The 12,255-nt window shown below is 72.8% G+C and carries 14 protein-coding genes; 9 read left to right on the top strand and 5 right to left on the bottom strand.

Annotation, left to right across the window (positions count from 1 at the left end):
• Positions 1–45: 45 nt before the first annotated feature.
• Together O7616_RS19190 and O7616_RS19185 are read right to left on the bottom strand one after the other, a co-directional pair.
• A complete protein-coding gene (locus O7616_RS19190) occupies positions 46–1,077 on the bottom strand; it encodes a PHB depolymerase family esterase (protein WP_282303272.1) in 1,032 nt (343 codons plus the stop codon).
• Positions 1,078–1,190: 113 nt separating this feature from the next.
• On the bottom strand, positions 1,191–1,793 hold the full coding sequence (locus O7616_RS19185; RefSeq protein ID WP_282303271.1) for an MBL fold metallo-hydrolase: 603 nt from the start codon (positions 1,791–1,793) through the stop codon (positions 1,191–1,193).
• A 61-nt stretch (positions 1,794–1,854) separates the two neighbouring features.
• Between O7616_RS19185 and O7616_RS19180 the strand changes: the two genes are divergently transcribed.
• The 4 genes from O7616_RS19180 (at position 1,855) to O7616_RS19165 (ending at position 5,400) form a co-directional block, all read left to right on the top strand.
• Complete coding sequence (locus O7616_RS19180; RefSeq protein ID WP_282303270.1) at positions 1,855–2,661, top strand: SDR family oxidoreductase; 807 nt, start codon at positions 1,855–1,857, stop codon at positions 2,659–2,661.
• Between the two features lie 370 nt (positions 2,662–3,031).
• Positions 3,032–4,129 (top strand): DUF5919 domain-containing protein, encoded by a 1,098-nt coding sequence (locus O7616_RS19175; protein WP_282303269.1) that lies wholly within the window; start codon positions 3,032–3,034, stop codon positions 4,127–4,129.
• Between the two features lie 70 nt (positions 4,130–4,199).
• Positions 4,200–5,087 (top strand): pentapeptide repeat-containing protein, encoded by an 888-nt coding sequence (locus O7616_RS19170; RefSeq protein ID WP_282303268.1) that lies wholly within the window; start codon positions 4,200–4,202, stop codon positions 5,085–5,087.
• 76 nt (positions 5,088–5,163) lie between these two features.
• Positions 5,164–5,400, top strand: a complete 237-nt coding sequence (locus tag O7616_RS19165; protein ID WP_088989852.1) for a preprotein translocase YidC — start codon at positions 5,164–5,166, stop codon at positions 5,398–5,400.
• A gap of 3 nt (positions 5,401–5,403) precedes the next feature.
• Here the strand turns inward: O7616_RS19165 and rnhA are convergent, their stop codons facing one another.
• Complete coding sequence (gene rnhA / locus O7616_RS19160) at positions 5,404–5,877, bottom strand: ribonuclease HI (RefSeq protein WP_282303267.1); 474 nt, start codon at positions 5,875–5,877, stop codon at positions 5,404–5,406.
• A 229-nt stretch (positions 5,878–6,106) separates the two neighbouring features.
• Positions 6,107–7,342, bottom strand: coding sequence for a lycopene cyclase family protein (locus O7616_RS19155; RefSeq protein ID WP_282303266.1), 1,236 nt, complete (start codon positions 7,340–7,342; stop codon positions 6,107–6,109).
• Positions 7,343–7,476: 134 nt separating this feature from the next.
• Here O7616_RS19155 and O7616_RS19150 point away from each other — a divergent pair, with 134 nt between their 5' ends.
• The 4 genes from O7616_RS19150 (at position 7,477) to O7616_RS19135 (ending at position 10,962) form a co-directional block, all read left to right on the top strand.
• A complete protein-coding gene (locus O7616_RS19150) occupies positions 7,477–8,304 on the top strand; it encodes a metalloregulator ArsR/SmtB family transcription factor (protein WP_282303265.1) in 828 nt (275 codons plus the stop codon).
• 278 nt (positions 8,305–8,582) lie between these two features.
• Positions 8,583–9,068: a hypothetical protein gene (locus O7616_RS19145; RefSeq protein WP_282259932.1), complete on the top strand. Its 486-nt coding sequence runs from the start codon at positions 8,583–8,585 to the stop codon at positions 9,066–9,068.
• An 86-nt stretch (positions 9,069–9,154) separates the two neighbouring features.
• Positions 9,155–9,766, top strand: coding sequence for a class F sortase (locus O7616_RS19140; protein ID WP_282303264.1), 612 nt, complete (start codon positions 9,155–9,157; stop codon positions 9,764–9,766).
• Positions 9,767–9,861: 95 nt separating this feature from the next.
• Positions 9,862–10,962, top strand: a complete 1,101-nt coding sequence (locus tag O7616_RS19135) for a magnesium and cobalt transport protein CorA (protein WP_282303263.1) — start codon at positions 9,862–9,864, stop codon at positions 10,960–10,962.
• Between the two features lie 10 nt (positions 10,963–10,972).
• Here O7616_RS19135 and O7616_RS19130 read toward each other — a convergent pair whose 3' ends face one another.
• Complete coding sequence (locus O7616_RS19130) at positions 10,973–11,683, bottom strand: MBL fold metallo-hydrolase (RefSeq protein ID WP_282303262.1); 711 nt, start codon at positions 11,681–11,683, stop codon at positions 10,973–10,975.
• Positions 11,684–11,759: 76 nt separating this feature from the next.
• Between O7616_RS19130 and O7616_RS19125 the strand changes: the two genes are divergently transcribed.
• Positions 11,760–12,173 (top strand): YchJ family protein, encoded by a 414-nt coding sequence (locus tag O7616_RS19125; RefSeq protein ID WP_282303261.1) that lies wholly within the window; start codon positions 11,760–11,762, stop codon positions 12,171–12,173.
• The last annotated feature ends 82 nt before the right edge of the window (positions 12,174–12,255 follow it).

The raw sequence follows: 12,255 nt of genomic DNA, 5'->3' as shown, positions 1-12,255 counted from the left end.
GGCACCCTCGACCGGCCGGCACCCTCGACCGGCCGGCCCGGCCGCTCAACCGTCCAGGCGACGGACCATGTTCATGATGGTCTCCACCTGCGCGCCACCCTTGATCGGGAAATTGGTCGCGCCGAGGTAGCCCCACCAGTCCCAGCAGCCGTTCGGGTTGCTGAGGCTGGTGCCCGCCTGCGGGTAGAGCACGATCAGGTTGTTGGTGTCGGCGTACTGGTTGAGGTTCGCCCGGTCGACGAAGGCCGTACCCACCGCGCCGGTTCCCTGCGCGCAGCCGTGCAGGGAGACCAGCAGTCGGCACGACTGGCCGGCCGCGCAGGCCGACGGGACGTACGCGTAACCGTTGGCGTCCATGCTCAACCCGTTGGCCCAGCCGTTGACCGCGAAGGTGTTCTGGCTGAACCGGACGAGCGTGCCGCCGAGTGCGCCGGTGTTCGGTGCGTTCACCCCGCCCAGCAGCTTGCGCAGCAACGCGTTCTGCGGATCGGTGCCGCAGTCGTTGAGGAAGGGCGACGCGGTCGCCGTGCAGCCGAGCGTGCCGTACGGGGTGACCCAGGAGTGACCGGCGGCGGAGCCGCTGTCGTACTGCACGCTGGCCCCGAAGTGCTGGTAGTAGCGGACCAGGTCGTCGGTGACGGATTTCTTGACGGTGGTGTCGTTACCGCCGTGGAACACGTACACCGGATCGCCGGACAGGTTGCCGACCGGGTCGACCCAGCCGTACGACGCCCACGTGCGGGTGTAGGTCTGCAGGGCGGTCAGGTTCGTCGGGTACGCGTTGTCGCCGCACCCGTAGAGCGCCTGCGCGACGGTGTTCTGCGAGCAGTAGTACGGCCCGGCGGCGAACACCGCCGCGCCGCGGATGCGGGACGAGTAGGCGACGTGCAGTTGCGTCGCCATGTAGCCACCGGAGGACACACCGGCGACGTAGACGCCGGAGACGTTGTAGGTGCCCAACGACCCGGCGACCGGGGTCTTGGTGGGCGGGGTGGCGGCCTGGGCGGGGGTGGCGGTGGTCAGGGCGAGCAGAAGGACGGCGGCGAGGGTGGTGGCGATCTTCCGCGGTGTGGACATGGGCGCTCCTCGACAGCGCCGACGGGGGTGACGGCGCGCGCCGAAGCTACCGTGACATAGACCACATCAGACATGAGTACGGCCGACACCGTCGCCGTCGCCGGTGTGGTCCCTCAGACGGTGTCGCCGGGGGCGAGATGGCGGTAGCCGGGGATGGTCTCGCCGAACCAGCCGGCCACGCTGGCCAGGCCGCGCTCGTTGAGCTGCGCGTCGTGGATCGGGTACGCGGCGGCAGCGCCCACGGCGGCGGCGAACCGGATCGCCTCGTCGAGGCGCAGCCACGACCCCTGGGCCGGGACGAGCACTGTGCGCACCGGCTCGTCCGGCACGTGCAACGAGTCACCGGGATGGTAGAGCCCGTCACCGACCAGGTAGCCCAGGTTGGGGCAGTCCGGCTGTCCCTCGTGGATCGCCGCGTGCCGGCCGCCGTGGGCACTGACCTCGATGCCGGCCGCCGTGAAGCGTTGCCCCGCGCGGACCCGGGTCACCGGCAGCGGCGCGAGATCCGGCACTCGGGCGCCCTCCGGGGCGTACACGGGGACGCCCAGGCCGGCGAGGCGCAGCACGTCCACGTGGTCGGTGTGCTCGTGGGTGACCAGGACGGCGTCCGCGCCGACCAGGGCACCGGGCTCGCTCCACGTGCCCGGGTCGATGACCAACACCCCGCCGTCGTGCTCGACCCGGACGCAGGCGTGGGTGAACCGTGTGATCCGCACCCGGCGACGGTACGCCGCCGTTGTGACGGTTGGGCCGAGCCCGCCGGGGTAGTGCGGCACCATGCCCCAGCGATACGAGAACTACCCGAGGGTCGCCCTGGTCACCGGCGCGGACTCCGGCATCGGCAAGGCCTGCGCCGTCGCGCTGGCCGAGGCGGGCTTCGACATCGGCATCACCTGGTACGGCGACCCCGACGGTGCCGAGCGGACCGCGACCGAGGTACGCGCCGCCGGTCGTCGCTGCGAGGTCGCCGAGGTGGACCTGCGTCGGCTGCCGGAGGCGGCGGCGGTGGTGGACGACCTGGCCGATCGGCTGGGTGGCATCGGGGTGCTGGTCAACAACGCCGGCATCGGCGCGTCCACGCCGTTCGTCGACACCGGGTGGGAGCAGTGGCGCGAGGTTCTCGCCGTCGACCTCGACGCGCCGTTCCTGTGCGCGCAGCGGGTCGTCCGACGGATGCGGGCCGGCGGCGCCGGCGGGCGGATCATCAACATCACCAGCGTGCACGAACACGCCCCCCGGGTGGGCTCCGCCGCGTACTGCGCCGCCAAGGGCGGGCTCGGTCTGCTGACCCGGGTGATGGCACAGGAGCTGGCCGCCGACGGGATCACCGTCAACGCGGTCGCCCCGGGCGAGATCGCCACGCCGATGACGGGCCAGGAGGACGTCGACCCGTTCACCCGGGACCGTCCTGGCGTACCGGTGGGGAGGCCGGGCGACGCCCGAGAGGTCGCCGCCGTGGTGGCGTTTCTCGCCTCTCCCGCGGCCGGCTACGTCACCGGGGTTTCCTGGCCGGTGGACGGCGGGATGCTGCTGATGGGCCCGCAGGCCAACAGCCTGACGTCGAACGACTGGCGTTCGGTCTGATCGCCGTCACAGCGGTTCGACCGCCGCCGTGCGAAGGATGTGGACGAACTGGGCGGCGAACGCGACGAGCGCGGTCACCACCCCGGCCGGGATCGCCAGCACGTGCCCGAGTCCGGCCTGGAGCTCTCCAACGCGTAGTGCTCGGTGGTCAACGCGCTGAGCAACGCCTGCTCACGTTCAGTGTCGTCCACCGCGCCTACCCTCCGTGGTCGCGCCACCCCATTACCGTCACCCTATGAGGGGTGGAGAGGGTCCGGGCGGTGAACCCGTCGCGCTCGAACGGGACAGCGGCCGGCGAAGCGGGCACGTATCGTCCGCGTTTCGGATCGGTGGGCGGCGGCCGGGCCGGTCGACGGCGGAGGGGGATCGGATGCCCGGGTGGGCTGGTCGAGGTGGCCGGCAGCGGCGCGCCTTCGGCGTCGGTGGCGCCCTGCTCGGGATCGCCGTCGTCATGCTGCTGGGCGCCTGGCGCAGCAGCGGCTTCCTCAGCGACCTGCTGCTCAACCTCGGGGCCAGCGTGGTCCTCGCCGCCATCTCGTACGTCATCTTCGACCCGCTGTTCGAGGAGGCTCGCCGGGCCCGGGTGCAGGAGCACCTGAGCTTCGACCAGCAGGCCTTCGTGACGCGGTTGCACCGCTCCGGCCGCCGGGTGCGCATCCTGGACACCTGGACGATCCTGCTGGAGCAACGGCACCGCGAGGAGACCCTGGCCGGGATCCGGGCGGCGCTCGCCAACGGCGCGCAGGTGCAGTTGCTCCTGCTCGACCCGGACTGCACCGCCGCCCAGCAGCGCTCCGAGGAGCTGGAACGGCAGCGGGTGGACGTACCGCGGCAGATCCGCACCAACCTGCGTCACCTGGCCGCCTTCACCGACGCCCTCGACGGTCGTCTGCGGCGCCGCCTACAGGTCCGGCTCTACGACGCCTCGCCGTCGATCCAGCTCTACCAGTGGGACGGCCGGGCGTTGATCTCGTTCTTCCCGATCGGGAAATTGTCGTTCAACGTCCCGCAGCTGGAAGTCGACATGGACAGCCCGTGGGGCGGGTTCGTGCACGCCCGGTTCGAGGAGTTGTGGGAGCACGAACAGGCCACCCTGAACCTGGAGCGGTACTGGTCGGTCACGCTCACCCTTCGCCACGACGACTCGGACGTGGTGGAGGTGCGCGTGCCGTACGTGACGGTGGACGGGCAGCACTTCGTCGACTGCCGTGGGTTCCGGGTGACCGGGCCGCTGACCGTGCGAGCCGTGCTGCCACCCCGCGCGCCCGGGGCCGCCCCGGCCGTGTTCGCGCTGGCGGAGCCGACCGACGGGGACCAGACGCCGGCTGAGGTCGTGAAACGGCACTTCGACCAGAAGTACGGGCACGACGACGGCGCACGGGCGGCCTATCGGCTGGTGCCTCCGCCGGGCGTCTCCCGTACCCCGGAACCCCGCTCCGCGACGGCCGGGGACAACCACGGACGGTGACCCCGGCGGTCCGGTCACGGCCGCGCGCGGAACAATGGGGGTTCCGCCCGAACGCCTGGAGGACGTCCGCGTGTCACCGGACCCCGCACCGCCACCACAGTCGGCGCAGTTGCGCGCGGACTGCGGGCGCTGCTTCGGGCTGTGCTGCGTGGTGCCCGCCTTCGCCGCGTCGGCCGACTTCGCCATCGACAAGCCCGCCGGGCAGCCCTGCCCCAACCTGCGCGGGGACCACCGGTGCGGCATCCACACCGAGCTGCGCCAGCGTGGCTTCCCCGGCTGTACGGTGTTCGACTGCTTCGGCGCCGGGCAACAGGTCGCGCAGGTCACCTTCGGCGGGCGGGACTGGCGGGACGCGCCGGAGACGTTGCCCGCCATGGCGGAGGCGTTCGCCGTGCTGCGACCGCTGCACGAACTGCTCTGGTATCTCGACGCGGCGGTGGCGCTGCACCCGCCGGTCGACCTGCGGGACGCGCTGGAGCACGCCCGCGCCGAGACCGCCGCGCTCACCGCTGGTGAGGTGGCGCAGCTCCGCGCGGTGGACGTCGCCGCGCACCGAGCCCGGGTCAACCCTCTGCTGTCGCGGACCAGCGACGTGGCCCGCTCCCCCGGCGGGGCCGACCATCGGGGCGCGCCCCTGCTCGGCGTCGACCTTCGCCGGGTCGACCTGCGCCGGGCCAACCTGCGTGGGACGCTGCTGATCGGCGCCGACCTCCGCGGGGCCGACCTGGGTCTCGCCGACGTCACCGGTGCGGACCTGCGCGGGGCCGACCTGCGCGGCGCGGACCTGCGCGGCGCCCTCTTCCTGCACCAGGCTCAACTGGACGCCGCCCGGGGTGACGCGCGCACCGGCCTGCCGACGACAGTGACCCGACCGCCGCACTGGACGGCACTGCCGCTCAGCCCGCTCCGCCAGCCGTCGCGGAGCGCCGCTCCCGCCCGGCGCGGCCGACGCCGCTGACACTCCGCAAGGTTTCGGTCGGGACGACGCCGGGTAGCCAGCGCCGACGCGGATCGCCATCGACGGGGGGCACGGCGTGGGTTTCCGAAAGCGCGACGGTGAGCTGCCGGGCGACCCGCAGCACAGCGAGGACGAGGCCGGCCAGGTGCCGCTGGTGCAGGTCGAGGCGGACACCGAGGTCCCGGCTCCGGCCGACACCGACGTGCGCCCGGACATCGTGACCGAGGACAACAGCTCGGGCATGACCGGTGGTTCGTCCGGCAGCAGCGGCGGTGGGTCCAGCATGCCCGGGCACCCGGACGCGACCCGCTGACGGTCAGCGGCCGGCGAACGCGGCCCGCGCCTCGGTCATTCCCCTGTTGGCGAGCCGGTCCGCCCGCTCGTTCTCCGGGTGACCGTTGTGTCCCTTGACCCACAGCCAGGTGACCTGGTGCCGCTCGCAGGCCGCCTCCAGCCGCTGCCACAGGTCGGCGTTCTTCACCGGCTGCTTCGCGGCGGTCTGCCAACCGTTGCGCTTCCAGGAGGCCAGCCAACTGGTGATGCCGTTGCGCACGTACGTGCTGTCGGTGTGCAGCTCCACGGTGACCGGCCGGTTCAGGCTCTCCAACGCCTGGATGGCCGCCATCAGCTCCATCCGGTTGTTGGTGGTCGGCGTGGCCTCACCGCCGCACAACTCCCGCTCGTGGTCGCCGTAGCGCAGCAGTGCGCCCCAACCGCCCGGCCCGGGATTGCCACTGCACGCCCCGTCGGTCCAGATCTGCACGCCCCTGCCGGCCGCCGCGTCCACCATGCCCGGCAACCTACCGCGCGGTGACGTGCTCCTCCCGGCCCGGGGGCCGGGTTACGCCGCCGCCGTGAGGGCGGATGCGGCAGTGGGCGGTATACCTCAGAGTCATAATTATGACTCTGAGGTATACCGCCCACCAGCACATCGACACCGCAGTCAGCCAACGCTGATGGCGAGCGTCTTCCGCTGCCGGCCGGCGGGGTGCACCGAGCTGCGGTGGGTGCGCAGCCCGCTAAGCGCCGGGCTCCGCGCCGACCACGGCGGGCGGGACGGGCGGGGCGGGTCGGGCGGGGCGCAGCCGGTCGCGGACGCGGTGCGCCGCGTCGCCGGCGGTGGCGGCGATCATCGGCAACAGCCGGGTGGAGTTCATGATGGTGACCTCCTCGGCCGGTGTGGTCGCACCGTCGAGGAAGCGCAGCACCCGCTCGGCGGGGTTGCGGTCGAAGAGCCGGTCGAAGAAGTCCGGGCCGCCGACGCCGCCCCGGTCCAGTGCCCGCAGCGCCACCGCGTCCATCCAGCGGTGCCGTCGGGGGTACGCCGGCTGCGGCACCGGCGGTCGTCCCGCCGCCAGGGCACGGGCCACCTGGTCGGCCTGTCGGTACATGGCGGAGAAGGTGAAGCCGGTGGAGGGGCGGGTCGCGCCGCCGGCCGTACCGAGTCGGACCACCCGGGGCGACGGCCGGGCCGGGAACGGCGCGTCGGTCATCGGGATCACGCCGTTCTCCACCTCGCGTACCCGCAGCCCGGTCGGGTCCAGCCCGAGCAGGTCCCGGTAGCCGGTCAGGGCCGCGTCGTACCCGGCGTCGGTGAGCAGGTCGGGTGAGAACTCGGTGTACTCGACCAGGGCGTAGCGGTCGCTCACCGGCAGCACGTAACCGAAGGAGACACCCCGGGGCGGTTGCGGGGTGCGGAAGTCCATCAGTACCGCGCGGGCCGGGTCGAAGACGGGACGGTCCGCCTCCAACCACCAGCCGCGGAAGTGCTGCAACCAGGTGGTCCGGCCGGCCCGCGCCGGTGGGCGGGGCCGTGAGTCGAGCACCCATCCGGCCCGTACGGTCCGCCCGTCACCGGTGCGCACCCGCACCCGTGTGCCGTCGTCGGTCACCGTGTCGGCGGGCGCGACGATCCGGGTGGCGTCCAGCCGGCGTTCGGCTGCGGCAGCCCGGTCGTAGACCGGGCCGGAGCGGAGCATGGCGTACCGCAGGGGGGTCAGGTCCAGGACGCGGCGTCGCGCCGCGGTCGTCACCTCGACCTGCGGCCAGCTCGCGCTGAGCAACGGGTCGAGGTCGGTGCCCGGGTGGCCCCAGAAAGCCCAGGTGCGGTCCTGACCGCGTCGGCGCACCGGGTCGACGACGGCGATGCGCAGGTCGTGCACGCCGTGCCGGTCCAGCGCGGCGAGCAGCAAGGACGCCGCTCCGCCACCGCCGAGCAGTGCGAGGTCGACGTCCAGCGGCGCGGAATCGGTCACCCGCCCCACGCTGCCACACGTCGGTGCGGCCGCCCACGCCGCTCCGGCCGGCGCGCGGCGCGAGGCTTGACGAGCAACCGTTCGGTTGCCTATCGTCGTGGGCAACCGAATGGTTGCCTGTTGGGGGAGGGTTGATGGACGAGGCGTTTCGGGCCCTGGCCGATCCCAGCCGTCGCCGGTTGCTGGACCGGCTCAACGAGCGCAACGGCCAGACCCTGCGAGAGCTCTGCGACGGGTCGGCGACGACCCGCCAGGCGATCAGCAAGCACCTGTCGATCCTGGAGGCGGCCGACCTCGTCACGAGCGTGCGGCGGGGCCGGGAGAAGGTGCACTACCTCAACGCCGCCCCGATCAACGCCATCGCCGACCGGTGGCTCAGCCGCTACGACCGCGAGCGCGCCGCCGCCCTCGCCGACCTGACCAGCGCATTGGAGCGACAACCCATGGAGAGCCCGACCTTCGCCTACACGACGTACGTCACCACCACCCCGCAGCGGCTGTGGGCCGCGCTCACCGAACCGGCGTTCACCCGTCGCTACTGGGGTGGGATCGCGCTGGTGTCCGACTGGCAGGTCGGCTCGCCGGTGCTGTGGCAGGACGCGCCCGGCGACGAGCCTCGCGACCTCGGTCAACGGGTGCTCGCCGCGGAGCCGTACCGCCTGCTCTCCTACAGCTGGCACGGCTTCCAACCCGAGCACGCCGAGCACTTCGGCTGGTCCGCCGAGGAGTTGGCCGCCCGACTCGGCGAGCGCCGGTCGACGGTGACGTTCGAGATCGAGCCGCACGGCCCGGCGGCCGTCCGGTTGACCGTGATCCATGACGACTTCTCCCCGGACAGCGAGATGCACCGGGCGATCAGCGGCCAGCTCGACGGCAGCGGAGGCTGGCCGGAGCTGCTGGCCGGCCTCAAGACCCTCCTCGAGACCGGCGAACCGATGCCCGAGCCGACCCCGGCCGGCTGACCGGACGCCCAGCCGGCGTATTTCTGTAAATACCTCGCCATCGGCCCAGCCGCGACAGCCCGACATCGACCGGAGGACCGGCGCTGCTCGGGCCGTCCGGGCCTTTGCGCAGCTCTCCCCGCCTTCGGGTGGACACGTGACGGCAACGAGGAATTCTCATTTTCACCTGATCGTGGGCCCAACCCACCTAGTGTTGGGCACACCGGTGCTAGTCACGGAGTTGGCCACCCGAACGACGTCCCACGCAGTCAGCGGACGAAAAGTGAGGGAAGACGCGTATGAAGGTCTCAACAGCACTCTGCTCGGCGGCGCTCGGCGTGGGCCTCGGCACACTCCTGCTGCCAGGCGCCGCACTGGCCGACACCACGGTGTCACCGGCCACCACCCCGGTCGGAGGGACCGTCGTGCTCACCGCGACGACCTGCAACCCGAAGTCGGGTGACGCCCTGTTCCGGGTCACCGGCCCGAACCGTGACCAGAACGTCAGGTCCACGACGGCCGCCGCCGGCGGCGGACTGAGCGCCGAACTCTTCACCGCCGGGTTCACCCTGGGCACGTACACGGTGACGGCGACCTGCGGCGACGGCAGTTCGGCAGGCAGCGCGACGTTCACCGTCACCCCGATCGGCGGCGCGCCCGCCGGCTCCGGCGGCGACAGCCGCGACAACGGCGCTCTGGCCGCCGGAGGCACGCTTCTCGGCACCGCCCTGGCCGGCGCGGTGATCCTGATCCGCCGGCGTCGCCCGGTGTCCACTGTCGCCTGACCGGCGGCTGTTCCATCCCTGAGGACGGGTGCCCGCGCCGGTGACACCGGCGCGGGCATCCCGACGACCCCTACGGAGGTGCCCACGTGTGGTCGCGGCGGACCCTGCCGGCGGTGGTCGCCCTGCTCGCCGTGAGCGGGCTGGGGCTGATCACGGTCGGCCTCAGCGCCGACCCGGCCGCGCCGCCCCGACCGCCGGCCGACGCGCCCAGGCGCACCGAACCGGCACCCGACCTGGTGCCGCTCCACCGCGCCGCGCCGGTCCGGGTGCAGATCACCACCATCGGTGTACGCGCGGAGGTCGTCCCGGTCGGCGCCGACGCCGCCGGAGTGCTGCAGGTGCCGCCGCTGGATCGGCCCACCCTCGCCGGCTGGTACCGGCACGGGGTGAGCCCCGGTGAGACCGGCAACGCGGTCCTGGTCGGCCACGTCGACTCACCGGCCGGGCCGGCGGTCTTCTTCGACCTCGGTCGGCTCCGTGCCGGCGAGCAGATCCAGGTCACCCGCGCCGACGCGCAGGTCGCCACGTTCACCGTCGACGACGTGCGGGCGTACCCCAAGGACCGCTTCCCGACCGCGCTGGTCTACGGCCCGGCGGACGTCGCCGGACTGCGCCTGATCACCTGCGGCGGCCGGTTCGACGCCACCACCGGCAACTACGTCGACAACGTGGTCGTCTTCGCCACCCGCACCGCCTGAGCCGCGCCCCGCTGTCGTACGACGGACCGTACTCGGCAGAATGCGGTGGCACCATCCCTGATCGAGGCGGTGCGTCGGCGACGGGGAGGCACACGGTGGGCCAGCGAGCGGTACGGGACCGGGCCGGTCGAGGCGTACGCGCCCTGGCCCGTCGACTGCTCGGCCGGGTCGAGGGCGACGTCCCGAGCCCTCGCCGGTCCAACCCGGACGCCGTGGTGGACTGCGCCGTCTACGTCAACGGTCGACGCCAGCCCGGCCGACCGCACTACGCCGACGCGTACGCCCGGGCCCGGCACGGCCGCGACTCCTTCGTGTGGTTGGGGTTGCACGATCCGGGTCCGGCGGTGCTCGCCGCGGTGGGCCGCACCTTCGGCCTGGACGAGCTGACCGTCGAACAGGCCCTCGCCGACGGGCACCGCCCCACCGTGCAACGCCACGGGCCGGTCACGCTGCTGGTGCTGCGCACCGCCGGGTACGTGGAACACGACGAGCTGACCGACACCTCCGAGGTGATCGACACCGGGGACGTGATGGTGCTGCTCGGGGACCGGTTCGCCATCACCGTGCGGCACGGCGCCGCCGGGGCGCTGCGCAGCGTCCGGGCCGACATCGAGGGTCGCCCCGCCCTGCTGGCCGCCGGCCCGTGGGCGGTGGCGTACGCGGTCTGCGCCCGGATGGTCGACTCCTATCTGGAGGTGGCCGGGCACGTCGAACGGGACCTGGAACGGGTCGAGGAGGCGGTGTTCGCCCGCGACCGTACGGCCGACATCCAGCACATCTACCAGCTCAAACGGGAGGTGGTCGAGTTCAAGCGGGCGGTCCTGCCGTTGCAGGCGCCCCTGCGTACGCTGCTCGACCCCGACGGCGCGCCCCGCTCCCTGCACCGCTGGTTCGTCGACGTGGACGGCCGGTTGGGCCGGGCGGTGGACCGGGTGGCCGCGTACGACGACCTGCTCACCTCGATCGTCCAGTCACGACTGGCGCAGCTCGCCGTCGAGCAGAACAACGACATGCGCAAGATCGCGGCGTGGGCGGCCATCGCGGCCACCCAGACCGGCATCGCCGGCATCTACGGAATGAACTTCGACCACATGCCCGAGCTGGCCTGGCGCTACGGGTACGCCGGCGCCCTCGCCCTGATGGCGGCCGCCGCCCTGGCCCTGTACCGCCTGTTCCGCCGCTCCGGCTGGCTGTGAGGCCGCTCGTTCAGCGGTGCGCGGAGAGGAAGGCGCGGATCTTCTCACGGGGGTCGTCGGTCAGCTCCGGACCGTGGGTGAAGGCCGCCAGGTCGTACTCCAACTCGCCGAACACGTGGGCGGTCTGCTTGGTCATCCGGAAGTTGCTGCACAGCACCTTCGGCGAATAGCGGACCCCGAGAATGTTGAACAGCGCGTCCCCGGTGATCAACAGTCGGGTCGGTTCGTGCAGCAGCGACACGTGACCCGGCGAGTGGCCGGGGGTGTGCACCACCCGCAGGCCACCGCCGACGTCGAGCACGTCGCCGTCGGCCAGCGGCTGCGCCACCCGCACCGCCGGGAACCGCCCACTGTTGAGCCGGGCGAAGAGCCGACCACCGGTCACCGTCGGGTCGCTGACCGGCGCACGCCCCTCCTCGGCGAACGGAACGTCGGCGGTGTGCGCCGCCACCGGTGCACCCGTACGCCGCGCCATCTCCGCCGCGCCACCCGCGTGGTCGGGGTGCGCGTGGGTGAGCACGATCCGGGTGACGTCGGCCGGCACCTTGCCGATCGCCGCCAGCCCGCGCACGATCCGGGCCGACGCCTTGGCCAGCCCGCAGTCGACGAGCGTGACACCGCCGTCGTCGTCGACGAACGCGTACGAGTTGACGGCTGAGCGGCCCACGGTGGGGATGCGCCAGACGTTCGGGGCGAGCGGCACGGCGGGCGATCGTGTCATGTCGCGAGTCTAGGAACGGTCGTCAACCGGCCCGGGTCACCGTCGGGCGGTGCGGCCGGTACGGCAGGATGGCGAGGTGGGTAAGGCACGCCGACGGGCGGAAACGACGACGGGACGGGCCTGCCCGTGCGGCTCCGGGCAGGCGTACGCGGACTGCTGCGCCCCGGCCCACGGCGGCGAGCGGCCGGCGGCGACGGCCGAGGCGTTGATGCGGTCCCGGTTCAGCGCATTCGCCCTCGGCGACACCGGCTACCTGCTGCGCAGCTGGCACTCCTCGACCCGGCCCTCGTCGCTGGAGCTGGACCCGGGGCAGCGGTGGACCCGACTGGAGATCGTCGGCACCGAGCGGGGTGGTCTGCTCGACACCGCCGGCACCGTCACCTTCCACGCGCACTACCGCGATGCCGGGCGACCCGGCACCCTGACCGAGCACAGCCGGTTCGTCCGCGAGGACGGCCGATGGGTCTACCTCGACGGTGACCAGCCCTGACCGCCGATCTGGCGTAGGATGAGGTCGGCGTTGTCCTACGCCGCACCTCCCTCCCGGCGCTCACGCCGCCGGCAACGCGGAG

The organism is Micromonospora sp. WMMD964 (assembly GCF_029581455.1).
Taxonomy (GTDB): Bacteria; Actinomycetota; Actinomycetes; order Mycobacteriales; family Micromonosporaceae; genus Micromonospora.
This window is presented reverse-complemented; position numbering and strand designations above follow the sequence as displayed.

Bases quoted from the DNA above. Each gene is read 5' to 3' on its own strand.
- O7616_RS19190 (WP_282303272.1), bottom strand. From the start codon at position 1,077: ATGTCCACACCGCGGAAGATCGCCACCACCCTCGCCGCCGTCCTTCTG.
- O7616_RS19180 (WP_282303270.1), top strand. From the start codon at position 1,855: ATGCCCCAGCGATACGAGAACTACCCGAGGGTCGCCCTGGTCACCGGC.
- O7616_RS19175 (WP_282303269.1), top strand. From the start codon at position 3,032: ATGCCCGGGTGGGCTGGTCGAGGTGGCCGGCAGCGGCGCGCCTTCGGC.
- rnhA (WP_282303267.1), bottom strand. From the start codon at position 5,877: ATGGTGGACGCGGCGGCCGGCAGGGGCGTGCAGATCTGGACCGACGGG.
- O7616_RS19150 (WP_282303265.1), top strand. From the start codon at position 7,477: ATGGACGAGGCGTTTCGGGCCCTGGCCGATCCCAGCCGTCGCCGGTTG.
- O7616_RS19145 (WP_282259932.1), top strand. From the start codon at position 8,583: ATGAAGGTCTCAACAGCACTCTGCTCGGCGGCGCTCGGCGTGGGCCTC.
- O7616_RS19130 (WP_282303262.1), bottom strand. From the start codon at position 11,683: ATGACACGATCGCCCGCCGTGCCGCTCGCCCCGAACGTCTGGCGCATC.